At 65.4% G+C, this 24187-nt stretch carries 18 protein-coding genes; 14 read left to right on the top strand and 4 right to left on the bottom strand.

What is annotated here, in order from left to right; all coding sequences use genetic code 11:
* Nucleotides 1–69 precede the first annotated feature (69 nt).
* Nucleotides 70–756, top strand: coding sequence for a class I SAM-dependent methyltransferase (locus tag N826_RS08915; RefSeq protein WP_169789308.1), 687 nt, complete (start codon nt 70–72; stop codon nt 754–756).
* 16 nt (nt 757–772) lie between these two features.
* On the opposite strand, the gene N826_RS08910 is transcribed toward N826_RS08915, so the two are convergent.
* Both N826_RS08910 and N826_RS08905 read right to left on the bottom strand, forming a co-directional pair.
* Entirely contained in the window at nt 773–3763 is a 2991-nt protein-coding gene (locus tag N826_RS08910) for a transglycosylase domain-containing protein (protein WP_044427782.1), read from the bottom strand.
* Nucleotides 3764–4270: 507 nt separating this feature from the next.
* Nucleotides 4271–5155 (bottom strand): LysR family transcriptional regulator, encoded by an 885-nt coding sequence (locus tag N826_RS08905; RefSeq protein WP_044427781.1) that lies wholly within the window; start codon nt 5153–5155, stop codon nt 4271–4273.
* Nucleotides 5156–5315: 160 nt separating this feature from the next.
* On the opposite strand from N826_RS08905, the gene N826_RS08900 reads away from it, so the two are divergent.
* The 5 genes from N826_RS08900 (at nt 5316) to N826_RS08880 (ending at nt 9881) form a co-directional block, all read left to right on the top strand.
* Nucleotides 5316–6428: an alkene reductase gene (locus N826_RS08900; protein WP_044427976.1), complete on the top strand. Its 1113-nt coding sequence runs from the start codon at nt 5316–5318 to the stop codon at nt 6426–6428.
* A gap of 70 nt (nt 6429–6498) precedes the next feature.
* A complete protein-coding gene (locus N826_RS08895; protein WP_044427780.1) occupies nt 6499–7611 on the top strand; it encodes a sulfotransferase family protein in 1113 nt (370 codons plus the stop codon).
* Between the two features lie 97 nt (nt 7612–7708).
* A complete protein-coding gene (locus N826_RS08890; RefSeq protein WP_044427779.1) occupies nt 7709–8197 on the top strand; it encodes a thioesterase family protein in 489 nt (162 codons plus the stop codon).
* A 60-nt stretch (nt 8198–8257) separates the two neighbouring features.
* A complete protein-coding gene (locus N826_RS08885) occupies nt 8258–8758 on the top strand; it encodes a pentapeptide repeat-containing protein (RefSeq protein ID WP_044427778.1) in 501 nt (166 codons plus the stop codon).
* Between the two features lie 100 nt (nt 8759–8858).
* Complete coding sequence (locus N826_RS08880) at nt 8859–9881, top strand: GGDEF domain-containing protein (protein WP_044427776.1); 1023 nt, start codon at nt 8859–8861, stop codon at nt 9879–9881.
* Nucleotides 9882–9908: 27 nt separating this feature from the next.
* On the opposite strand, the gene N826_RS08875 is transcribed toward N826_RS08880, so the two are convergent.
* Nucleotides 9909–10268: a hypothetical protein gene (locus tag N826_RS08875; protein WP_052830943.1), complete on the bottom strand. Its 360-nt coding sequence runs from the start codon at nt 10266–10268 to the stop codon at nt 9909–9911.
* A gap of 177 nt (nt 10269–10445) precedes the next feature.
* Here N826_RS08875 and N826_RS08870 point away from each other — a divergent pair, with 177 nt between their 5' ends.
* Both N826_RS08870 and N826_RS08865 read left to right on the top strand, forming a co-directional pair.
* Entirely contained in the window at nt 10446–12776 is a 2331-nt protein-coding gene (locus N826_RS08870; RefSeq protein ID WP_044427774.1) for an ATP-dependent helicase, read from the top strand.
* Nucleotides 12777–12931: 155 nt separating this feature from the next.
* A complete protein-coding gene (locus N826_RS08865; protein WP_044427772.1) occupies nt 12932–14140 on the top strand; it encodes a hypothetical protein in 1209 nt (402 codons plus the stop codon).
* Between the two features lie 22 nt (nt 14141–14162).
* On the opposite strand, the gene N826_RS08860 is transcribed toward N826_RS08865, so the two are convergent.
* Entirely contained in the window at nt 14163–17201 is a 3039-nt protein-coding gene (locus tag N826_RS08860) for a PAS domain-containing protein (protein ID WP_052830942.1), read from the bottom strand.
* Nucleotides 17202–17449: 248 nt separating this feature from the next.
* On the opposite strand from N826_RS08860, the gene N826_RS08855 reads away from it, so the two are divergent.
* From N826_RS08855 to N826_RS08830, 6 genes are all read left to right on the top strand, one after another.
* A complete protein-coding gene (locus N826_RS08855) occupies nt 17450–18232 on the top strand; it encodes a histidine phosphatase family protein (protein WP_244619566.1) in 783 nt (260 codons plus the stop codon).
* Nucleotides 18229–19116: an NAD(P)H-hydrate dehydratase gene (locus tag N826_RS08850; RefSeq protein WP_044427770.1), complete on the top strand. Its 888-nt coding sequence runs from the start codon at nt 18229–18231 to the stop codon at nt 19114–19116. Before N826_RS08855 ends, N826_RS08850 begins: the two co-directional genes overlap by 4 nt.
* Before the next feature lie 107 nt (nt 19117–19223).
* Complete coding sequence (locus N826_RS08845) at nt 19224–20102, top strand: 50S ribosomal protein L11 methyltransferase (protein WP_044427769.1); 879 nt, start codon at nt 19224–19226, stop codon at nt 20100–20102.
* 116 nt (nt 20103–20218) lie between these two features.
* Complete coding sequence (locus N826_RS08840; protein ID WP_244619567.1) at nt 20219–22267, top strand: aminopeptidase P family protein; 2049 nt, start codon at nt 20219–20221, stop codon at nt 22265–22267.
* 364 nt (nt 22268–22631) lie between these two features.
* Nucleotides 22632–23000 carry a chemotaxis response regulator CheY gene (locus N826_RS08835; RefSeq protein ID WP_044427767.1) on the top strand — a complete coding sequence of 123 codons (369 nt, stop codon included), beginning with the start codon at nt 22632–22634 and terminating at the stop codon, nt 22998–23000.
* A gap of 33 nt (nt 23001–23033) precedes the next feature.
* Entirely contained in the window at nt 23034–24179 is a 1146-nt protein-coding gene (locus tag N826_RS08830) for a protein phosphatase CheZ (RefSeq protein WP_044427765.1), read from the top strand.
* The last annotated feature ends 8 nt before the right edge of the window (nt 24180–24187 follow it).

Genomic DNA, 24187 nt, shown 5'->3' with positions numbered 1-24187 from the left:
TCGTCAATCGCCTTGATCTGGCTCGGTTGGCGCCTGCTGTCTCTGCGTGCGCGCCGGAAGAACCGTTTCGTGCTGGGATCTTGGCCTGTCGAGACAGTCAGTCTCGGTTCATTCGATCCTGTCCTCGGCGCGACCGAGTTCGGTCCCGGCCTTGACGGCGAAATCCGCTTCATAAGCCAGGGCGACGCGCCGGCGGTCGGCGGAACGTCGGACCTGGAAAGTTGGATCCTGTCGGTTCTGGCGAAAGACCGAAAGACGATCTTCGAATTCGGGACCTGTACCGGCAAGACGACCTATCATCTTGCCCGGAACAGTTCAGCCGAGGCACGGGTGATAACCCTGACCCTGCCGCCCGATGGCCATCAAGCTTATCAGAGCGACGGCAAGGACGACCGCGAGCATACCGGCATCGCCCTCCGGGAATCGCGGTTCAGCAGGTTTCTCTACACGGGAACCATTGCCGAGCCGAAGATCGAACAGCTATATGGCGACAGCAAATCGCTTGACGTCGCACCTTGGGCCAAGTCGTGCGACCTCGTCTTCATCGATGGTTCCCACGCCTATTCCTACGTGGTCAGCGACACGGAGAAGGCGCTTGCGATGCTGAAGCCCGGCGGGATAGTCCTCTGGCATGATTACCGGCCCAAGGTTTCCGGAGTTTTCCGTTACCTCAACGAGTTGTCGAAGCAGCTTCCGCTGACTCACCTCGCCCGGACATCGCTGGTCGCCTATCGCAAACCGGTGGAGGCTCCATAGCCGGACGCCAGTCGCATTAGTGTCCCCGGTCCACCGTCTGGGTCGCCATCGGGCGGTCCATCAGCGGCTGGATGATGTGGGCCAGCGATTTCAGCAACTGGGCGGGCAGGGCGCTGGTGAACTTGTAGCGGGCGGCCTCCGGGCCGGCGACGTGGGCGGTGATGGTGCCGAAGAAGCGGTCGCCGATGAAGAAGACGAAGGTGGCGGTCCGGGCCATCACGCGGTCGGCGTAGCGGTGGTCGCCCGTGCCTGTCTTGCCGCCCATCACCAGGGGAACGCCGTCCGGCCCCATGAAGGCGCCGCGCACCCGGCGGGCGGTGCCGTTCTCGACGACATCCTGAAGAGCACGGCGGACCGTTGCGGTGATCTCCGGCGCCAGGACGCGCTCGCCCGGCTTCTGCTCGAAGCCCAGGACCGCTTCATAGGGCGTGCCGGTCGCGAAGTGCATGCGCTCGACCCGCAGCGTCGGCAGCCGGATGCCGTCGGAAACGATGATGCCCATCAGGTCGGCGAGTGCGCCGGGACGGTCGGCCGAGCTGCCGATCGCCGTCGCATAGGACGGCGTCAGGCTGTCGAACGGATACCCCAGCCGCGCCCAGGACTTGTGGATGCGCTGGAATGCCTCCGCCTCCATCAAAATTCGGATGCGGGTATCCTGCGCCTGCTTGCGGCTGGTCTTGAACAGCCACGCGTAGGTTTCCTGCCGCTCGTCCGCGCTGGCCGCAAGGACTTCGCTGCGCTTGGCTTCAGGATGGCCCTGGAGATATTCGACCAGCCAGAGCTGAAGCGGATGGACGCCGGTGATGTAGCCGCGGTCAGCCAGGTTCCACTTGTCCTTGGCATACTTGTCGAACAGCCGCTCCAGGATCTGGGCGCTCAGCTCCGCCTTGGGCAGCCGGTCGCTCATGAACCGCGTGAACTCGGCGAGGCTGGCCTTGGGCTTGACCGAGAGGAAGGCGGTGGCCAGCCGGTGCGGCGCCGGGCGGACGCGGGTCGCCAGCAGGGCCAGGGCCTCGTCCGGGGTCTTCTCGCGGTAATCGGTGTAGAAGCGGTTCAGGAAGTGGCTGCCTTCCTTGTCGGCGAACTGCTCCAGATAGGCCTGCCGGGCAGGGTTGGTGGGATCGGTCAGCAGGGTGCCGCCGGCGTCCTCGGCCCCTTCGGCCACGTAATACTGCGCGATGTCGCGCATCATGCGGATGAAGGGCAGGTTGATCGAGCTGCGCAACGCCTCCGTGACGGTCGGGATCGAGCCGTTGTCCTTGTCGTCGAAGTTGACGAAGGTGTGGACGCCGCCGCCGGTGAAGAAACGCTCGCCGGGATTGGCGGAATAGCGACGGTCCATCGCGGCGTTCAGCAAGGCGGTCAGCCCCCGGTCGGCCGCATCCGACAGGTATGTGGAAACCCAGCGCGTCAGGTTGTCGGTCGCATCCGCCGCCACCGAGCGAAGCTGCGGGCGGGGCAGGTGGGCGTAGCGCCCGTGCAGTTCGGCGATGATTTCCAGATATGTTATCAGAGTGCGCAGCTTGGCGGTCGAACCCAGGTCCAGTTTGGCGCCTTCGTTGATGTCCAGCGGCCGATCCAGGTTGTCGGCCTGGATACGGACATAGTTGGCGTTCATCCCGCGCTCGTACAGCATGACGCTGTAGATCACCTTGTGCAGGTCGTTCTTGCCGGCGTCGAGCAGGCGGAAGCCCGCCATGCCCAGGCTCTCGATGAAGCTCGGCTCATTCAGCTTGGACAGCACGTCGACCATGTTGGACTGCGTCGGGCCGTCCAGGCTGGTTTCCGCCGTCAGGTCGTAGCGGTCGAGCTGGTAGAGGCTCGGCACGTTCAGCATGCCGAGCAGACGGGCGCGGATCGCGTTGGCGGCCTTCTGTTCCACGAACGAAATGGTCGGCGGCAGCGGCGCATCGTTCCGGAAGCGCAACTTGAGGCTGAGGCCGGCGTCGCGTAGTTCGGGCGTGATCGTCCCCTGCGACGCCAGCAGGCGCAGGTGGCTGTCGGCAAGGTCGTTCAGCGAGCTGCGGTCGGCGATCAGGTAGTGGGTCGGCCGGCGCTGCGCCAGCAGCAGGCTCAGCACCTGCTTATAGATCTCCGCCTGCTTAAGTCGTTGCTCCTGGGTTGTAGCGGGCTGCTTTAGGATCTCGTTGGCATCCTTGAAGTCGGTGCCGTACCAGGCCCACAGCCCGTCGCCCAGCCCGTTGACTTCGCCGAAGCCCAGACGCGCCGTCAGCGGCGTCGAGTTCAGGTAGTCCACGACGATGCGGCGACGGGCATATGTCGTGTCCTTGCCGTCCAGATAGGCGCGGACGCTGGCCGAGATCATCTGGCGCAGCTTTTCCGTGGCGCCGGAGGTCTGGCCGTCCGGCGAATGGCGGTATTTCTCGATCTGGGTCGCCAGCGTGCTGCCGCCCGGTATCCGCATGCCGGGGTTGAGCCACTGGGCCGGCAATCCCAGGATCGCATAGGCGAAGCGGTCCCACTCGACTGCCGGGTTCCGCATCGGGAAAGTCGGGTCCAGCAACTCGCGGTTCTCGATGAACAGCAGGGTGTTGACGACCATCGGCGGGACGGCATCGAAGTCGTCGTAGACCCGCTCCGGATAGCGCGCGGCGTAGAGGATGGAGCCGTTGCGGTCCTTCAGCGTCAGGCCGGCGCGGGTCTTCTCGCGGAACACGGCGAAACCGCCGTACTCGACGAAGCCCGCCAGTTCCGGAGACGTACGGGCCTGCTGCTCGATCCTGTAGCCGCTGCCGGTCAGCGATTTGACGGCCTTGGGGATCTCGGTATAGCCGAGCCGCTCGTTGTACGGCCCCTGGGTCGGGTACTTGACCAGTTCGCTGAGGCCGGGCTCGACCTGATAGGTCAGCTTCTCGCCGTACTTCGTCAGGAAGCCGGCTTGCAACCAGGAGGTTTGCATTTCCTGATGGCCGACCCAGGCGGTACCCGCTGCTGCCGCAATCAGAACTCCACCGATCAGCCAACGGTCCCAGCCGAAGCGACGCATCAAGCCATGCCTTCCGGAATAAGGATGCCGATCCGAAACGATAGTTGGACCGGCTTCCGGCAAGGCTAGGCTGGCGTGGTTAACAAAGAGTTTGCACCGCTGGTTGCGCTTCCGAAAACATCCGGTGTTCCAATTATGCGACACCTCATGGATTGCTCGGAAGTTGATCGGCCGGAGCAGGCTCGACCCCCAAGGACGAAGGCGGAAAGCTTTTGATCGGGATGACATGGCTACCGTGAATCGCTGGACCGCTCTTCCGCGGCACTCCTGCACGGTACAGCCGGAGAGTGCAGTTTTATGTGAATGCGTTCATACCCCCGTCTGCGGTTTTGAGGCATGATGCATCTCAGTTGCCCGAGCAGGGCAGCACGCGGGAGCGATCTTGGATCGACCGGGACTGTGACCCGGTTTCCTCGTCAAAGAGGTTCCCGGATTGTACAAGGCTCCACCACCGCATCGATCTGCCCTGGCCGGCGGTGGTGGAGCCTTGTCGATCTTCCGGATCGCCTACGTACTCAACTCTCCAAGCGCCCGCTCCAGAGCGGCGATGAAGGCGCGGACCTTGGGAGCCACCAGCCGGGGGCTCGGGTACACCGCCCAGATCGAGATTTCCTGCGGCGCCAGGGCGTCCAGTTCGACCGGTACCAGCGTCCCCGACTTCAGTTCCTCCACGACATCCCAGCGCGACAGCAGCGCCAGCCCAAGGCCGCCAAGGCAGGCTTCCCGGATGGCTTCGATGCTGTTGCTGGCGAAGCGGCCGGAAATCCGGACCTCCCGTGCATCGTTTCCGCCGCCGAACGGCCACGTGGCCGTGCCGCTGAGGACTAGGCATTCACACCTGGTCAGGTCTTCCGCCGTCTTCGGGGTGCCGGCACGAGCCAGATAGGCCGGAGCAGCGCAGAGAACGCGCGGATTGGACGACAGCCGGCGCGCGATCAAGGTGCTGTCGCGCAGCCGGCCGATCCTGATCGCGACGTCGATGCCGGCGGCGGCGATATCGACCACGCTGTCGGTCAGTTCAAGATCGATCCGAAGCTCCGGGTTCACCGCCAGAAGGTCCGGGATTATCGGCGCCACGACCTTGCGTCCGAACGCCGCCGGAGCGGTCACCCGCAGCAGACCGCCCACCCCCGGTCCCACCGGAGCAAGGCTGGCCCTGGCCGCCGCTTCCGCTTCCAGCATCGCCTGGGCATGGGGAAGGAAGGTTTCGCCTTCGGGAGTAAGGGACACGGACCGGGTTGTTCTGTGCATCAGCCTGACGCCAAGCCGTTCCTCCAGGGCCGCCAGCCGGCGGCTGGCGATCGTCGGCGTCAGGTTCAGGCGGCGGGCGGCGGCGGACAGGCTGCCGGCCGCGACGGCCTGTACCAGGACGGCAAGTTCCTCGGTTTCCATGTCGCTTCACCCTTCGGCCGCTGTATCAGCGTCCCCGATTATATCGCTTTTCGACAAGGCGGCTTGTCAGGAACCGGGACTAACGGAGATTTCCGCACAAGTCCATATGGACGCCATCACGATTTCGAAGATCGAACTTCCCCCGAAGGTAAAGAACGTCATGTCCGCCGAATTCCTTTTCACGCCGGTCCGCGTCGGCGCCGTCGAACTGTCCCACCGTGTCGTCATGCCGCCGCTCACCCGGATGCGCTCGCGTCAGCCGGGCGACGTGCCGCAGGCGCTGAATGCCGAATATTACGGCCAGCGCGCCACCAAGGGCGGTCTGATCATCGCCGAGGCGACCGACATTTCCGAGCAGGCGCGGGGGTATCCCGGCGCTCCCGGCATCTATTCGGCCGAACAAGTCCAGGGCTGGCGCCTGGTCACCGACGCGGTGCATGCCAAGGGCGGCGTGATCTTCCTTCAGGTCTGGCATACCGGCCGCATCTCCCACTCGTCCATGCAGCCGGGCGGCGCCGTGCCGGTGGCGCCGTCCTCGGTACCGGCTCCGGGGATGCATATGGACGTCAAGGGCCAGCCGGCCGAGTTCGAGGCGCCGCGCCCCTTGGCCGAGAGCGAGATCACCGGCATCGTAGACGATTTCCGCCGTGCCGCCGTCAATGCGCGGGAAGCCGGTTTCGACGGGATCGAGATCCATTCGGCAAACGGCTACCTGATCGACCAGTTCCTCCAGACCGGCACCAACCGCCGCGAGGACCGCTATGGCGGCTCGATCGAGAATCGCGCGCGCTTCCTGCTGGAGGTGATCGACGCCGTCACGGCCGCCTGGAGCGCCGATCGGGTCGGCGTACGCCTGTCACCCTGGGGGCACTTCAACGGCATGAGCGACAAGGACCCCGGCCCGCTGTTCGACTACGTCACGGCGGAACTCGGCAAGCGGGGACTGGCGTACCTGCATCTGGTCGAGCCGCGCGCCGACCAGAACAGCGATACCAACGCCCTCGACCCCAACGCGCCGGACGCGTCGAGCCGCTTCCGCAAGAGCTTCGGCGGGACCGTGATCGCGGCGGGCGGCTTCACCCGCGAAACCGCGGCAAGGGCCGTCGCCGGGGGTACCGCCGACCTGATCGCGTTCGGCCGCCTGTTCGTCGCCAATCCCGATCTGGTCGAGCGCCTGCGCCGCAACGCCTCCCTCAACCGCTACGACCGCCCGACCTTCTACGGCGGCGACGCGCGCGGCTATGTCGATTATCCGACGCTGGAAAACGCCTGACCTATCAAGGGTAAGCAACAAGGGGTGTTTCCACCGGTTCTTACCAGTCAAACGATTGGCAAGGATCACCATGACCGGCAGCACCCCTCCCTCCTGGTTTCACCCCCTGGTCGGAGCCGACCCCAAGACGCTGCGCTGGGCCTTGTCGTCCCACGGTCCGATCTCCCCACGGCGCCGGACGGCGATATGGGCCACCCGGCTGGGGGCGGCATACCGCCGGCCCTTCATGGCGATCGAGAAGGCCAGGGTCTCTCGCCGGCTGGCGAAGTCCCCACCGATGCCGGCCCCGGTCTTTATTGTCGGACACTGGCGCAGCGGCACCACCCATCTCTACAACGTCCTCAGCCGCTCGCCCGCCTTCGGCTGGGTGCCGCCCTTCGCGGCAGGTTTGCCGTGGGACTTCATGGGCGTCGTCGGGCCCATCCGCACCGTTCTGGAAAGCCACCTGCCTAGCGACCGGATGATCGACAATATCCCGGTGACCCCGGACAGCCCGCAGGAAGACGAACTGCCGCTGGCCCTGATGTCCACCGTGTCCTACTACCACGGCCTGTTCTTCCCCAGCCGGTTCGAGCATCACTTCAACCGGGGGATCTTCTTCGAAGGCTGCACGCCGGAGGAGATCGCGGACTGGCGGGATACCTTCTCCTATTTCCTCCGCAAGGTGGCGCTGGTCCAGCCCGGCCTTCCGCTGCTGCTGAAGAACCCGGTCCATTCCGTCCGCATCCCCATGCTGCGCCGGATGTGGCCCGATGCCCGCTTCATCCACATTCACCGCAACCCCTATGTCGTCTATCCTTCGACCCGCAGGACCTTCGGCACGCTGCTGGACAGCTTCGCGCTTCAGGATCATGGCCACGTCGATCTCGACCGCTTCGTGCTGGACCTGTATCCGCGCCTGATGAACCGGCTGATGGAGGATACCCGGGACTTGCCCCCGTCCCACTACGCCGAGATCCGGTTCGAGGATTTCGAGCGTGAACCCATGGCGGAACTGGAGCGGGTCCACCGGGATCTCGATCTGCCCGGCTGGCCGGAGGCCGAGCCGCGCTTTCGGGCATACCTGGACAGCATCCAGGGCTACCAGAAGAACAGCCATCGCTACCCGCCCGAAGACGTCGCCCGCGTCGGGCGGCACTGGGAGCCCCTGATCCGGCGTTGGGGCTATGCGCCGCCAGCCTGATTCCCTGCCCGAACGATGAAGAGCGCTTTCGCCGGGCCGAGGGTTTAAGCTGGTTGTCCCTTGTCGCTGCCCAACTTTCCCTGCCCGAACGGAAGCCATGACAGATCCGCTGCTCCGACTGCATACCGAAACCGTCCGGCCGGAATGGATCGACTACAACGGACACATGAACGTCGCCTACTACGTGCTGGCGTTCGACCATGCGACCGACAGGCTGCTCGATCATGCCGGTCTCGGCATTGCGTATGTGAGAGAAACGAACCGCTCGGTCTTCGTGCTGGAGATGCACGTGACCTACGAGCGGGAGGTCGGGGAGGGCGACCCGCTCGCCTTCACCACCCGCATCCTCGATATCGATGCCAAGCGGGTCCACCTGATCCATGCCATGCATCACGCTGGCGAAGGCTGGCTGGCCGCGACCAACGAGCTTGTCCTGATGCATATCGACCTGGAAGCGCGCCGGTCCTGTCCCCTGCCGGAGTCGGCGCTGAAGACTCTGACGGAAATCCACCACTTCCAGGCGGCTCTCCCGATGCCGCCCCAGACGGGCAGGGTGATCGGTCTCAAGCGGCGCTCATCCGCCTGAGTTGAGCCAAATCGCCGTTTTGTTTTGGTATCCTTCGCCGTGTGACCTATCTAGGACATCATGAAGCGTGCCCATTCCGCCGCGTTCGCGGCAATCCTCCTCGCCCTTTCCGCTGAAACCGCCCTTGCAGCCTGCACCGAGTTTCCGGAGCCGGGTGTGAACTGGCGGCGCTGCTACCATGACGGCCGCGACCTGACAGGCGTCAATCTGGAAGGCGCCATGCTGAGGGACGCGACTTTTCAGCGATCCGCCATGAAGGGAGCCAACCTGTCCCAGGTGGACGGTTATCGCGCCAAGTTCGTCAGCGCGACCATGACCGGCGTGAAGTTCGATCAGGCGCGCCTGATCGAAGCCGATCTGACCCGTGTCGATCTGACCGGTGCTTCCCTGGTCGAGACCGATCTGCGCAACGCCAAGCTGGTCAACGCGATCCTGCGCGACACCAACCTGACGAGCGCCAGGATCGATGGCACGGACTTCCGGAACGCCGATCTCAGCGGCGCCACATGGATAGACGGCAGCCGCAAATGCGCGGAGCAGTCGATCGGGCAATGCAATTGACCGAAGACGCTTCGGGCAAAGCTTCTTCGTATCCTTGCAATTTAGTAGTATTTGACCCATAGACTGCCTCATCGACGGTAGTCTTTTGGTGGTGTGCTCGATGGACGAGGTAAGTGGCTGGGCGGATCGGGCCATGAAGCGGATGGCGGATGAGTCTCTGCTTCCCAACCCGCATAATTTCGCCATCTGGTACGGCTACTACAGCGGCGAGGTCCCGGATCTGATCCGCGCCATCGATCTCGACATCGCGGCATCCAAGCCCTTCACGCCGGCCCGGATGGAAGAGCTGTACGGCAAGTTCTTCAGCTTCGACCGGGAGCAGAAGGCCGTGCTCCAGGCCGGCATGCGTATCCAGGACGCGCTGGGGCAGCTGCTGGAACTGCTTCGCTCGTCGGGTGCCGGCACGGATCGCTACGGCAAGGCGCTTCAGCAGTTCGGAGACAGGCTCGAACTGCCGGGGCTGGAGCAACTTCGGTCGCTGGTCGATGCCATCGCTTCGGAAACCAAGCTGGTGGCCCAGCAGAACCAGCGGCTTCAGGATCAGCTTCATCTGTCCGGCGCGCAGATGGAGGAGTTGAAACGCAACCTGGACAGCGTCCGGCAGGAAGCGATCACCGATTCTCTTACCGGCCTGTTCAACCGCCGCAAGTTCGATGACTCGCTACAGGATGCCGCGATGCGTTCGGTCCAGACCGGATCGCCGCTATGCCTGCTGATGACCGACATCGACCACTTCAAGAAGTTCAACGACAACTACGGCCATACGATCGGCGACCATGTGCTGGCGCTGGTGGCGCGTACCGTGAAGGAATGCATCCGGTCGTCCGACACGGCGGTCCGCTACGGCGGGGAAGAGTTCGCGGTCCTCCTGCCGGGCGTCCGCATCTCCGACGCGGTGCGCGTGGCGGAACAGATCCGTACCGCCGTCGCGTCTAAGCGGGTGGTCAACCGGTCGAAGAACATTACGCTCGGCACCATCACCCTGTCGGTGGGCGTCGCCCGCTACGTTCCGGGCGAACCGGTGGGGGAACTGATCAGGCGCGCCGATGCCGGGCTCTACGCCGCCAAGCGCACCGGCCGCAATCGCGTGGTGGCGGAAGACTCCGGCGGTAGTTCCACCTGATATCGGAGCACGGAGGCACCGTCCCGCTCAGGACGGCTTGCGGTTCCTCGATGCGCCGCGATTGTTGATGGCGCCCAGCAGGCCGGTCGGCGCCGGGTTGACCGGACGGGGGGCGCGGAGCTTCGGCAGCTTCAGCTCGCCGGTCGCTTCCATCGCGGCATCGGTCGCATCGTCGGCGATCTGGCGGCGGATCTCCGGTTCCAGGGTCGCGAAGGCTCGCGAGGCGAAATCCATGCCGATCTGGGAGCGGGTCTGCTGGACCTGCCGCAGGGCTTTGGAAACCAGCGTACATTCCAGCGAAGTCACCCCGCTGAAGCGATCCAGAACGTCGGCGAGAATCCCGATGGCTTGAATCGTTTGGTCGTCATCCAGGCGCAAGGACGGCATGTGCGGCTCCGGTCAGGCTTTCGATCATTGTTCTATCACGCGTCGCGGTGTCCGGTCGAGAGCGACGCACCCCTTTTGATAACAAAGTGACGATCTCCGCCACCGTCACCACCTTGATAAGCGTCCTGTCTGAACAAGCCTTTAATCTCCCCTCGCCGGCGGAGTATAGTCCTGCCCATGTCCGATCCGTTCCATTATGACGACCCGCTGAACGATGCCGTGCCCGCTCCCGCCCCTTCGGCGATGCCGGCCGCGCAGCGTTATCCCTACCTGTCCGGCCTGAACGAGGTTCAGCGCGAGGCGGTCGAAACGCTCGACGGTCCCGTGCTGGTGCTGGCGGGGGCCGGTACCGGCAAGACCCGCGTGCTGACGACCAGGCTCGCCCACCTTCTTATGACACGGCGGGCATCGCCGTTCCAGATGCTGGCGGTCACCTTCACCAACAAGGCGGCGCGCGAGATGCGCGACCGGGTAGGCGCGCTGATCGGCGCTCCGACCGAGGGCTGGTGGATGGGGACCTTCCACGCGCTGGCAGCCCGCATCCTGCGCCGGCATGCCGAGTTGGTCGGATTGAAGAGCAACTTCACGATCCTCGACAGCGACGACCAGATCCGGCTGATCAAGCAATTGCTGAAGGCCGAGGGCATCGACGACAAGAAGTGGCCGGCACGCGCCGTCCTGAGCGTCATAGAGCGCTGGAAGGACCGCGCACTGACGCCGGACAAGCTGAAGCGGGAAGACGGCGGCGACATGGCCGGCGGCAAGGTCGTCCAGCTCTACCGCGCCTATCAGGAGCGGCTTGCCAGCCTGAACGCCTGCGACTTCGGCGACCTGCTGCTGCATAACATCACCCTTTTCCAAAGCAATCCCGATGTATTGGCCGAGTATCAGCAGCGCTTCCGCTATCTGCTGGTGGACGAATACCAGGACACAAACGTCGCCCAATACCTGTGGCTGAGGCTTCTGGCGCAAAAGCACAAGAACATCTGCTGCGTCGGGGACGATGACCAGTCAATCTACGGTTGGCGCGGGGCGGAAGTAGGGAATATATTACGTTTCGAAACGGATTTTCCTGGCGCCAAGATCATTCGTCTTGAGCAGAACTATCGCTCGACCGGGCATATCCTGGCGGCCGCCGCGGGAGTCATCTCCAACAACCAGGGGCGGCTGGGCAAGACGCTGTGGACCCAGGCGGTCCAGGGCGAGCCGGTCAAGGTTCGCGCGCTGTGGGACGGCGAGGAGGAGGCCCGCTGGATCGGCGAGGAGATCGAGGCGCTTCAACGCGCCAAGGTCTCGCTGAGCCAGATCGCGGTGCTGGTCCGCGCCGGTTTCCAGACCCGCGAGTTCGAGGAACGGTTCATCACGCTGGGCATGCCGTACAGGGTGATCGGCGGACCGCGCTTCTACGAGCGTCAGGAAATCCGCGACGCGATGGCTTACCTGCGGATACTGGTCCAGCCGGACGACGATTTGGCGTTCGAGCGGATCATCAATACCCCTAAGCGCGGCGTCGGACCCGCGACCATCCAGCAGCTCTACCAGCTTGCCCGTGCGCGCCGCATCCCGCTGACCGAGGCGACGTGGCTGCTCGTCGACACCGACGAACTGAAGCCCAAGATGCGGGTCACCCTGCGCAACCTGATGACCGATTTCGACCGCTGGCGGATGCTGCTGGCGACCCGGCCGCATACCGAGGTCGTCCAGACGGTGCTCGACGAATCCGGCTATACCGACATGTGGAAGGCGGACAAGACGCCGGAAGCGCCGGGACGGCTGGAGAACCTGAAGGAACTGATCGTCGCCCTGGGCGAGTTTGAGAACCTCGCCGGCTTCCTGGAGCATGTCAGCCTCGTCATGGACAATGCCGAAGCGAGCGGCAGCGAGATGGTCAGCGTCATGACCCTGCACGGCGCCAAGGGGCTGGAGTTCGACTACGTCTTCCTGCCCGGCTGGGAAGACGGATTGTTCCCGAGCCAGCGGTCGATGGACGATACCGGCATAGCCGGCCTGGAGGAGGAACGGCGGCTGGCCTATGTCGGCCTGACCCGCGCCCGCCTTCGCGCCCATGTCAGTCACGCGGCGAACCGCAGGATGCATGGATCGTGGGTCACCGCGATCCCGTCGCGCTTCGTCTCCGAGCTTCCCGAAGAGCATATCGACGCGGAAGCGGCGGTCGGCCTGTCGTCGGCGCCGCAGCAAGGTTTCGGCGGCTTCGGCGGGGGAGGCGGTTTCGGCGGAGGTTTCGGTGGCGGCTTCGGCGGAGGCGGGTTCAAGCCCCGGCCGCAGCGTCAGGCGCCGGGCCCGGTGATCGAGGGCAGCGCCTTCGAAGTGGCGCCGCGCCGGCGTCCGGACAAGGCGTTCACGCGCGGCGCCCGCGTCTTCCACCAGAAGTTCGGCTACGGGACGGTCCGCGCTTCGGACGGCGACAAGCTTGAGATCGAGTTCGAGCAGTCGGGCATCAAGAAGGTGCTGGACAGCTTCGTGGTGCCGGCGGATCAGGCGGGATGACGGCGCCCGCATCACGACTTTGTCTTTGCCTGGAATGGAAAGATTCTGAAGAACCATGTATGCGGTAGTGTCTCGTTAACGCTTCTGAAAATAATCCCACTATTCAATAGTCTTCGCAGCGAATGTCATGCCGGACGGTCTGGTGGGTAGGATGCATGGTCAAGAATCGTCGGTTCAGTTATGAGACTCTGGTCTGTCATGAAGGCCGCTGGTTGATCCACTGCATCGTCCCGGAAGAGGAGGATGCGATAGCGATCGGCCGTCGGTTGCTGTCCGAGCCGGGAAACGAAGAAATCAGGGTGGTGCGCAACCGCACCATGCTGACCGGCTTCACGACGCGGACGGAGATCCTTCACGAGGTCCGTGCGCCCGTCAAAGAAAAGGCGATGGTGGTCAAGGGCCGGGTCGAGCGGTCGGTGGTCTGCGAGGAGCCGGCGGACCTCTATACGCTCGAGAGCCGCATGATCATGGGCCGGCTCTTCCGCCTGTTCCTCGACAAGTATCAAGTCACCGCGACCGAGTTGCTGCACAACTGGACATATCTGCGGAAGCTGTCCGAGTCCGGCAACATGATGAGCACGGCGGCCAGCCAAGTCGCGATGGCCCAGGCGAACGAATTCAACATGCCGGCCAAGGACCGCATCCGCCACATCGAGGGCCTGATTCACAAGGGCATGACGAGGGCCAGGGACTTCTATGCCGAGCGCCGCCGGCTGCCGCGTTTCGACAAGGCCAATCTCGACCATGTCAGCAGCCGCATCCATGCCCGTGTCGGACCCGACGACTATGCCTTCACGATGCTCTGCCTGCTGGGCCAGTACCTGATGGGCTACGGATCGGTCGGCGGCAAGATGGAGATGCTGCTGCATATGATCACGGAGGACATGGACCCCGAACTGGTATCCCTTTTCGAAGGCGTGATCGCCGATGCGCTGGTAACTCCCGAGATGGTCAAGGACCTGCTGGGCTCCCACGCCAACCTGGCGGAATCGCTCTGCGCGCTGGCCGATTTCCTCCATGGCCGCAGCGATCCGGCGCGGCTCAACCCCAACTTGGCCAAGGTCGGGGACCTGATCCAGCGCGGTGCGGGCGAGGGCTGCCGGACCGTGCTGGTGGAACGCCTGCTGTTCGAACTGAAGCGCGACCACCCGCTCGACCGCAAATGCCCCGAAGCGGACGGCGCGCTGCTCGACAGCGTCGTCGAACATCTGCGCGGCCCCGACGGCAAGCTCCTGGGGGGCAGCGTTGCGGAGGCCGCCATCGCCAGCCGCATGGTGCGCCATCGGCAAGCCTTCCTCCGCGACCTGGGAATGGTCGAGGCGGCGGATCAGTTGCCGGGTAAGTGGAAACCCGCGAGCGTCTGACCAACCTAACCCGCGGCCCGACCTAACCCGCGGCACCCTCCAGCATGGTGCGGATCTTCGTCAGCAAGGTCTTCACCGCAAAGGGCTTGCTGATCAGTTGGGTGCGGGGGCCGAGCGGCTCGTCGCCGAGCGCCGCGTTGTGGGCATATCCGGTCAGGAACAGCACGCTGAGGTCGGGCCGCAAGGCGCGTGCGGCTTCCGCGAGTTGCCGGCCGTTCATGCCGGGTAGTCCGACATCGGTCGCCAGCAGGTCGACCTTCATGTCGGATTCCAGTATCAGCATGGCACCCTGGGCGTCGTGCGCTTCGATCACCCGGTAGCCCTTGTCCTCCAGCGTCTGCACCATCAGCATACGGACAAGACCCTCGTCCTCTACCACCAGGATGGTTTCGCCCTCGTTGGCGGCGGCCGGCTCCGGCAGCGCGGGCCCGGCATCCGCCGTCTCCGGGGTGCCGTGGTGGCGGGGAAGGTACAGCTTGACGGTCGTGCCATGCCCTTCTTCCGAATAGATCGCGACATGGCCGCCGGACTGGCGGGCGAAACCATAGAGCTGGCTGAGGCCCAAGCCGGTTCCCTGGCCGATCGGCTTGGTCGTGTAGAACGGTTCGAACGCCCGGCTCAGGACGTCGTGCGGCATGCCGGAACCGGTATCCGTGACCGACAGCAGCACGTATTGCCCCGGTTGAAGTCCCAGCTGCCCGCTGACATAGGCATCATCCAGATGGCTGTTGGCCGTCTCGATGGTCAGCTTGCCGCCCGACGGCATGGCGTCGCGGGCGTTGATCGCAAGGTTGAGCAGGCCGTTCTCGACCTGGTTGGCGTCCGCCCAGGTGCGCCAGAGACCGCCGGCCAGGACGGCTTCGACCTGGATCGCCTCGCCGACCGAGCGCTGGAGCAACTCCTGCATGCCGCCGACGAGCGCGTTGAGGTTCAGGCTGGTCGGGGCCAGCGGCTGGCGCCGGGCGAAGGCCAGCAGGCGCTGCGTCAGGGTCGCCGCCCGGTCGCCTGCCTGCATCGCGAACCTGATGTGGCGCACAAGGTCCTCCTGACCGGCGAGCTTGTCGCCCAGGATGTCCAGGTTGCCGAGGATCGCCTGAAGAAGGTTGTTGAAGTCATGGGCGACGCCGCCGGTGAGCTGACCCACCGCTTCCATCTTCTGCGCTTGCCTCAGGGCTTCCTGGGCCTGCTCGCGTTCCGCCACCGCCGACCGGACGCGTTCCTCCAGAGCGGCGTTCAGCAACCGCAGCTCATCCTCCGCCGCCTTCTGGCCGTCGATATCGACGGTGGCGCCGAACCAGCCGGTCACCTTGCCGGCCGGCGGGTTCTCCGGCGACGAACCGTTCCGCTGGTAAAGCGGGTTGGCCCGGGCCACGAACCACCGGTAGCCGCCGTCGCGTCCGCGCAATCGCAGTTCGACGTCGTAGAACTGGCCGCGCTCCCGCGCTTCGCTCCAGGTCGTGCGGACATGGTCGCGGTCTTCCGGGTGAATGGCGTCCCACCACCCCGACGGGAGGGCGTCGGCGGCGGTCTGGCCGGTGTAGTCGTACCAGCCGTCGCTCAGGTAGCTCAGCGATCCGTCCGGGTTGCCGAGCCAGACGGCGGTCGGCGCCAGATCCACCAGCATGCGGAAACGCCGCTCGCCCTGCTTCAGCTCATCCTCCGCCCGGGCGTGCTCGACGGCGGCCCAGGTGCGGTCGGCGATCTCGCGGATGAAGACCAGCTCGTCCGGCGCCCATTCACGCGGACGCTTGTCCTGGACCCAGAGAATGGCCGTTATCCGGCCCGCCTCCGCTATGGGAGCGCAGGCGAAGGAACGGGTCCCCTTGAGGCCGTATGATCCGGAATTCGCTGCGGTGCGCGGGTCCGACGTCACATCCGTCACCGCCACCACCTGACCGGCCTTCAGGTCGTCGGCGAAGTCGCGCCAGAAGTCTCCGCTCTCCGGGAGCGCGTTGCCGTGGGAATGGATCGTGGTGACACGATTCTCGCCCTCACCCTCGTCCCCGCCTTCGCTGATTTCTCCGTACCCGACATAGGGTGCGTTCAGCGTCTCCGCCAGGATATCGGCCGCCGCACGGGTAATCTCGGAAAGCTCCGTCAGGTCGCGCAGGCGGTCGCCGAACTCGAGCAGGGCCTCGTGCCGGCGTTCCGTCCGCTTGCGGTCGGTGATTTCCAGGAAGAGCACCGCCACCCGCTCGTCGCCGGCTTTCCGCGCCCGCGCTTCGTACCAGCGGTCGTCCAGGGCCGGGATGAACACCTCGAAGCGTTTCGGTTCGCCGGTGGCGATGACGCGTTCATAGTGCTCGATCAATTCGACCGGAATGTCCGGGATCACGTCGAGAACAGTGCGTCCCACGGCGTCGGATGCGGGAATGCCGGTAAGGGCGCCGAAGGCGGGGTTGACCTCGATGAAGCGGAAGTCGCGCATCCGGCCGTCGGCGTCGCGCAGCGCCTCCCCGACATAGAAGCCTTCCTGCATGCGTTCGAACAACCCGCGCCAGCGCGCCTCGCTGTCGCGCAGCCGGCGTTCGCCTTCGACCTGGCCCGTCGTTTCGGAGCAGGCGCAGAACATCCCGGCGACGCCGCCCGACTCGTCCCGGACGGGACTGTAGGAGAAGGTGAACCAGGTTTCCTCGGGATAGCCGTTGCGCAGCATCACGAGCGGCAGATCCTTGTGGAAGGTCGCTTCACCGGCCAGGGCGCGGTCCACCAGAGGACTGATCTCGGTCCAGATCTCCGACCATATCTCGGCGAAGGGCTGGCCGAGCGCCCTGGGGTGCTTGGCCCCGAAAATCGGCAGGTAGGCGTCGTTGTACAGGAATGCCAGATCCGGTCCCCAGGCGATGAACATCGGGAACTTGGAATTAAGCAGAAGGCTTACGACCGTGCGCAGGGATTGCGGCCAGGCTTCCGGGTGTCCGAGCGGCGAATCCGCCCAGTCGTACGAGCGCATCAGCGCACCCATGACGCCGCCGCCCGACAGGAAACCGGCGTCGGGTCGGTTGTCAGCTCCGCCATCCGGGTCGAAAGACGCGGACGGCTTGTCGCGGCGCTCCGTCAACGTGCCGGACTCCCCCCAGAAACCGGACGGATGGCCATGGACCTGGATCTCTCGTGCTTGGATATCGCATGTATCGACACGTGAATTGTCGAACGGGGATGTAAATCGGTGAACGTGCTGATTGTCGGCATGGTTCAGACCATATGGCCCGGCGCCCTTATAACGCAACGGAGGGGTCTTCGGCTTTTGGGAATAGGTCAGAACTGAAACGATTGCCGCTCCCGGTGGTTGATTGCGGGTCAGGCAATATGGGGACGGCCCTTACCATGCAGCAGCGCTGGCCAGAGAGACTTTGGATTATCCGCCATGGCGAAAGCTCCGGCAATGTGGCGCGGGAGGCGGCCGACGCCGCCGGACTGGGACGGATCGACATAGAGGAACGCGACGTCGACGTGCCGCTCAGCGCGCTGGGCGAGGAACAGGCGCAGGCACTGGGCGACTGGTTCGCGGAGATGCCGGAGGACCAACGGCCCGAGGTGGTGCTGACATCCCCTTATGTCCGCGCCCGGAAGACGGCCGAGATCGTCCAGGCCGGCGGTGGGCTGCATGTGGACGTGGCGGACTTCCTGATCGACGAGCGGCTGCGCGAGAAGGAGTTCGGCGTGCTCGACCGCCTGACCCGGCGCGGCATCGAGCAGGAATTTCCGGATCAGGCCGAGTTCCGCCGGCTGCTCGGCAAGTTCTACCATCGTCCGCCCGCCGGCGAGAGCTGGTGCGACGTCATCCTGCGCCTGCGAAGCGCCCTGGACACCATCAGCCTCCATCATTGCGGACGGCGGGTGGTGATCGTCAGCCATCAGGTCGTCGTCCTGTGCCTGCGCTACCTGCTGGAAAACATGACCGAAGAACAGATCCTCGCGATCGACCGGGAAGGCGACGTCGCCAACTGCTCGGTCACCGAATACGGCTTCAACCCCGACATAGGGAAGATCGGCGGCATGGAACTGCGCCGTTACAACTTCGTGGCGCCGCTGCGGGAAGCCGGTGCGCCCGTGACGGCCGAACCCGATGAAAACGTGGCCGCCCGATGATGGATGCCACCAGGATCACCCCGGAACTGCTGCGTGCGATGCCGCTGCCGCAGCCGGCCGGTTCCACCGACAAGAACGCCAGGGGCAGCGTCCTGATCGTCGCCGGCAGCGTCGAGGTGCCGGGTGCGGCGCTGCTCGCCGGCACGGCCGCGCTGCGGGCGGGGGCGGGCAAGCTCCAGATCGCCACCTGCTCCAGCATCGCGCCGCATTTGGGGCTGGCGGTGCCGGAAGCCCTGGTGCTGGGTCTGCCGGAGACTTCCGCTGGCGGTGTAGACCCAGATGCGGCCGAATTGCTGTGCGAGAGAGCCAAACGAAGCGACGCGGTCCTGCTGGGACCCGGCATGATGGACAAGGAAGCGGTGGCGGAACTGACGACCGGCATGGTGAAGGATCTGTCGGGGCCAGCGCTCGTTCTCGATGCCGAAGCGCTGGTCTGCCTGGACACCCTGCGGGACCCCCTGTGCGAGCGAGAGGGCCGGACGATCATCACGCCCCATGCCGGTGAGATGGCGAGCCTTCTGGAGATCGAGCGTGAGGCCGTCGAGGCCGATCCCTTTGCCGTCGCGAACGAGGTTGCCCGGCGCTTCCGGATGGTGGTCGCGCTGAAGGGTGCGACCACGTATATCGCGGCTCCCGACGGCGAGTGCTGGTTTTACGAGAGCGGCAATGTCGGGCTGGCGACATCCGGTTCCGGCGATACTCTCGCGGGTGTCGTGACCGGACTGGTGGCGCGCGGCGCCAGCCCGGCGCAGGCGGCGGTCTGGGGCGTCTACCTGCACGGACAGGCCGGCAACCGGCTTGCGCGCAGTCTGGGGCCGATGGGGTTCCTCGCCCGCGAGTTGCTGGCGGAAATCCCCGGCGTCATGGCGGAACTGGCGCATTGAAGTGGGCAGCAAGGCGGGGGGCGGCCTTGCACATACCGCTTCCTTGCTTAGATCGGTCCGATCGCCCATAAACGCCGCTTGCCCCCAACCCTGCGGCGTTCACTGTCATGTCCTCCATTCCCGATCTCTGGCGCATCGCGCTCATCGTGCCCGAAGCGCTGGTGGAGTTCTTCTCCGATGCGGTGGCCGACCATGTCGTGTCGGTTTCGACCTTCGAGATCGAGGAGGGCGGCAACTGGCTGGTCGAGGCGATCTCCCATGGCGAGCCGGACCGGGCGTGGCTGACCTCGCGGGTGGCCGTCCTGGCCGAGGCCGTCGGGATCGCGGAGCCGGAGATCACGTTCGAGCCGGTACCGAAGCTCGACTGGCTGACCAAATCCTACCAGAGTTTCCCGCCGATCCGCGCCGGCCGATGCTTCATCCACGGTTCCCACTTCGAGGGCAAGGTGCCGGCGTCCTCGATCGGTCTGCTGGTCGATGCCGCGACGGCATTCGGTTCGGGCGAACACGCGACGACCTTCGGCTGTCTCGTGGCGCTCGACCGGCTGTCCAAGCGCTTTCCGGTCAGGCGGGCGCTGGACATGGGCTGCGGGTCGGGCATCCTGGCGCTGGCCATCGCCAAGCTCTGGCACGCTCCTGTCGTGGCCTCCGACATCGATGCCGAATCGGTGCGGGTGGCCCGGCTGAACGCCCGTCGCAACAAGGTGGCGGGCTTGGTACATGCGGTCGGCGGCGTGGGCTACAAGGTGGCAGCGGTCCGGCGGGGCCGTCCCTACGACCTGATCGCCAGCAACATCCTGGCGCGGCCGCTGGCGCGGATGGCGCCCGACCTTCGCAAGGCGTTGCGGCCCGGTGGCTACGTCGTCCTGTCGGGGCTGCTCGACCGGCACGAGAACTGGGTGCTGGCGGCGCACCGGGCGCAGGGGCTTCGTCTGGTCGGCCGGATCCCGGTCGGGGAATGGCGGACGCTGGTCCTCCGCGGCTGACCGCCCAGCCTTCGAAAACGCCGGTTTACCGCCCTTTGACGCTTGCGCGCGCCTTGGGCGGGTTCTAGCCTTGTCCTCTTCCGCGTTCTTCCGCAACCACAGAAGAGGTTCCACCCGTGGACGGTATCGGCGAGGGTTCGAACGGGTATGGCGGTGACGACGCCCTGGATAGGCTGCTGGACGAAGCGGGGCTGAACCGGTCGGTCGCAGAGATCCGCGCGCTGGTCGAAGGCGTCAACGCCGCTCCAAGGGGAACCGATCCCGATGCATGGTTGGGCCTGTTCGACCGGCAACGGCTGACCGATCCCCTGCGGCTGCAACTGAAGGCCCTTCGCGACGAGTTGGCCCGGGCCGCCGATGCCAAGGACGCTCCGGACCATGCCGCGCGCCTCGCGGCGCTGCGGGCGGAATTGAGCAGGCGCGGGCTTGCCGGGTTCGTGGTGCCCAGATCCGACGAGCATCAGGGGGAGTACGTTCCGGCCCGTGCCGACCGCTTGGCCTGGATCTCCGGTTTCACCGGCTCCGCCGGGCTCGCCATCGTCATGCTGGATCAGGCCGCCATTTTCGTAGACGGCCGCTACACCCTTCAGGTCCAGGCGGAAGTATCGGCATCGCAATTCCAATACAAGCACCTGACGGACGATCCCCATGCCGAATGGGCCGCATCCGTGCTGCCCCAGGGCGGGCGGCTGGGTTACGATCCGTGGCTCCATACCGTCGGCTGGGTCGAACGGATGCGCTCGGTCCTCGCCAGGACGGGAGCGGACTTGCAGGCCTGTCCCGACAACCCGATAGACGCTGTCTGGCCGGACCAGCCGCCGACGCCGCTGGCTCCCGTGGTGCCGCACGACCTTCGCTATGCCGGAAAGCCCGCTTCGGAGAAGCTGGGCGACGTCGCGGCGTCGCTGCGGAGTGAAGGGCAGGCCGCCGTGGTCCTGACCCAGCCCGACAGCATCGCGTGGCTGCTCAATATCCGGGGTGCGGACGTGCCCCATACGCCGCTGCCCCTTTCCTTCGCGATCGTCGACGACGAAGGGAAAGCCGATCTTTTCATTGACCGGCGGAAGCTGGTGCCGGGGCTGGACGAGCACTTGGGCAACCGCGTATCGATTCGCGATCCCGGCGAACTCGGTGCGGCACTGGATGCGCTCGGCGCCGATCCCGCCGTCAAGGTGCGGGTCGATCCCGCGACGTCGGCCGCCTGGATATTCGACCGCCTGTTGCTGGCCAAGGCCAAGGTCGAACGCGGCGCCGATCCCACGGCCCTGCCCAAGGCGCGCAAGAACGAGGTCGAACTGGAAGGCACCCGCGCGGCGCACCTGCGCGATGCCGTGGCGGTCGCCCGCTTCCTGGCCTGGCTGTCGCGGACGGCGCCCGACGGCAACCTGGGAGAGATCGAGGCCGCCGCCCGCCTGAAGGAGTTGCGGCGCGAAGGAGACCTGTTCCGCGATCTCAGCTTCGAGACGATCTCCGGCGCCGGCCCGAACGGCGCGATCGTGCATTACAGGGTGTCGGAGAAGACCGAGCGACGACTTGCGCCGGGCAGCCTCTATCTGATCGACAGCGGCGCGCAGTATCTTGACGGTACGACTGACATAACCCGGACGGTGGCCGTCGGCGTTCCGACGGCGGAGATGCGGGAGCACTTCACGTTGGTGCTGAAGGGCCATATCGCCCTTGCCACGGCCCGCTTTCCCAGGGGCACGACCGGGTCCCAGCTAGACTGCCTCGCCAGGATGGCGCTCTGGCAGAAGGGCTTGGACTACGACCATGGCACGGGCCACGGCGTCGGCACCTATCTGAGCGTCCACGAGGGGCCGCAGCGGATCTCCAAGGTCGCGAATACCGTAGCGCTGGAACCGGGCATGATCGTTTCGAACGAGCCGGGATACTACCGGACCGGCGCCTATGGCATTCGGATCGAGAACCTGATCGCGGTGCGGGAGTGTCCGGACCTGCCGAAAGCCGAGCGGCCGATGCTGTCTTTCGAGACGCTGACCTTGGCGCCGATCGATCTGGCGCTGGTCGAGCCCGCCCTGCTGTCGCCATCCGAAATAGCATGGCTGAACGCTTATCATGCGTGGGTGCGGGACAGCCTTTCTGGGCGGCTGGACTCCGAGACCGAACAGTGGTTGCTGGTAGCGACGGACTCTATCACGTCATGATTGTTTCGGCCCCTTAGATACCTTCCAGGTCGCGACTAATCTAAGAACATGAAGGCCGCGGCAATTGCGCCGTGCCCTCTGCTATGCCAATTTCCCCGGTATGGTGGCCTGCTTGGTCCGCATTAGGAGAATGGGCATAGCGGGCTGGACATAAACGCAATATTTACGCTCCACCCGCATGGTTGAAACGTCGCAGCCGGCCGAAGCCGTCGGGCCGGGTGCTGCGAAGGTTCTTTCTTGAACAGTAATGCGGCGCCTTGGATCGGCGGTAATCCAGGCGTTGCTGGTGGATCGGCTGGGTTGCGGCGACTGAACGGATCGCGTCGGCACGGCCCTCGTCAACGGATGTATTTTGGAGCACACGATGAAGATCCTTGTGGTCGATGATTACGCAACCATGCGACGTATTGTTCGCAACCTGCTGACGCAGATCGGCTTCAGCGATATCGAGGAAGCGGGCGACGGCGTGACCGCGCTTGCCAAGCTACGCGAGAGCAAGTTCGGTCTGGTGATCTCCGACTGGAACATGGAACCGATGACGGGCCTTCAGCTTCTCAAGGAAATCCGCGCCGACAACAAGCTCAACGCCACGCCCTTCATCATGGTCACCGCCGAGAGCAAGACCGAGAACGTGGTCGCCGCCAAGGAAGCCGGCGTCAACAACTACATCGTGAAGCCGTTCAACGCCGACACGCTGAAGCAGAAGATCACGTCGGTCATCGGCGCGTTCTAAGGTCTGATGGGACAGATCTGACGGGACAGAACAGTGGACAAGCTGGCGCCGCTCACCGAAGACGAGTTCGAGCATATCGAGGACACCGTGGCGCGCACCGCCAAGGGGCGCGCCTTCCTCCGCCGCTATGCCCAGCGCGCGCAGGGCGGCGTCGCCGACGATGTCCGCATCATGCTCGACCAGATGCGCGCCCTCCTGAGCCAGAACTCTCAGGCTGGCGGCACTTCGTCACATATCGAGGTATTGCGGCGCGAGTTGCTGGAAATGGCCGGCTCGATCGAGAAGGCCCGGCGGGAGGTGGCGGCGCTCCAGCCACCCGATGCCGGCAACGACCGCATCATGACGGCCACCAGCGAACTCGACGCCATCGTCTCGTCCACTGAACGGGCTTCTTTCGATATCCTGAACTCCGCCGAGCGGTTGATGGACCTCGGGTCCAAGCTCCGCAAGGGCGGTGCCGACCCCGATCTGTGTTCCGAGATCGAGTCGGAGGTGTCGAATATCTTCACCGCCTGCTCGTTCCAGGACCTGACCGGCCAGCGCACCAGCAAGGTGGTCAACGCGCTGCGCTACATCGAGCAGCGCGTCACGGCGATGATAGCCATCTGGGGTGTCGAGGGTGTCAAGCCCAACACCGACGTCCCCGATGCCTTCGTCGACAAGAGGCCGGATGCCCATCTCCTGAACGGACCGGCATTGGAAGGGCACGGCGTCAGCCAGTCCGACGTGGACGCGCTTTTCGCCGACCCGCCCGAGCCGCCCGCCCCGCCGCCGAAGCCCAAGGTCGCGGCCGCGCCACCGCCTCCCGCTCCGACGCCGCAGCCGGCTTGGACACCTCCTCCGGCGCCGGTGGCTCCGCCCGTGCAGGCCGCGGCTCCGCTTCCTCCGGTCAAGGCCATGAAGAAAGCGGCGGCAAAGCCCAAGCCTGCGGTTGTGAAGCCTGCTCCCCCTCCGCCGGCTCCTCCGCCCCCAGCGCCGCCACCGCCTCCGCTTGTGGCGGTACCGCCACCGCCGCCACCGCCTCCGCCGCCGGTACCCAAGCCGGCGCCTCCTCCTCCTCCTCCTCCTCCTCCTGCACCGCCCCCGCCACCGGCGCCGCCGCCACCCCCTCCGCCGGCTGCGGCTCCGGCGCCAAAGGCGGCGCTCGATCAGTCAGCAATCGATGCCTTGTTCGGATGATCGCCCGA

The organism is Skermanella aerolata KACC 11604 (assembly GCF_000936425.1).
Taxonomy (GTDB): Bacteria; Pseudomonadota; Alphaproteobacteria; order Azospirillales; family Azospirillaceae; genus Skermanella; species Skermanella aerolata.
Note: the sequence above shows the minus strand (reverse complement) of the source record. Positions and strands in the feature narration are given on the sequence as shown.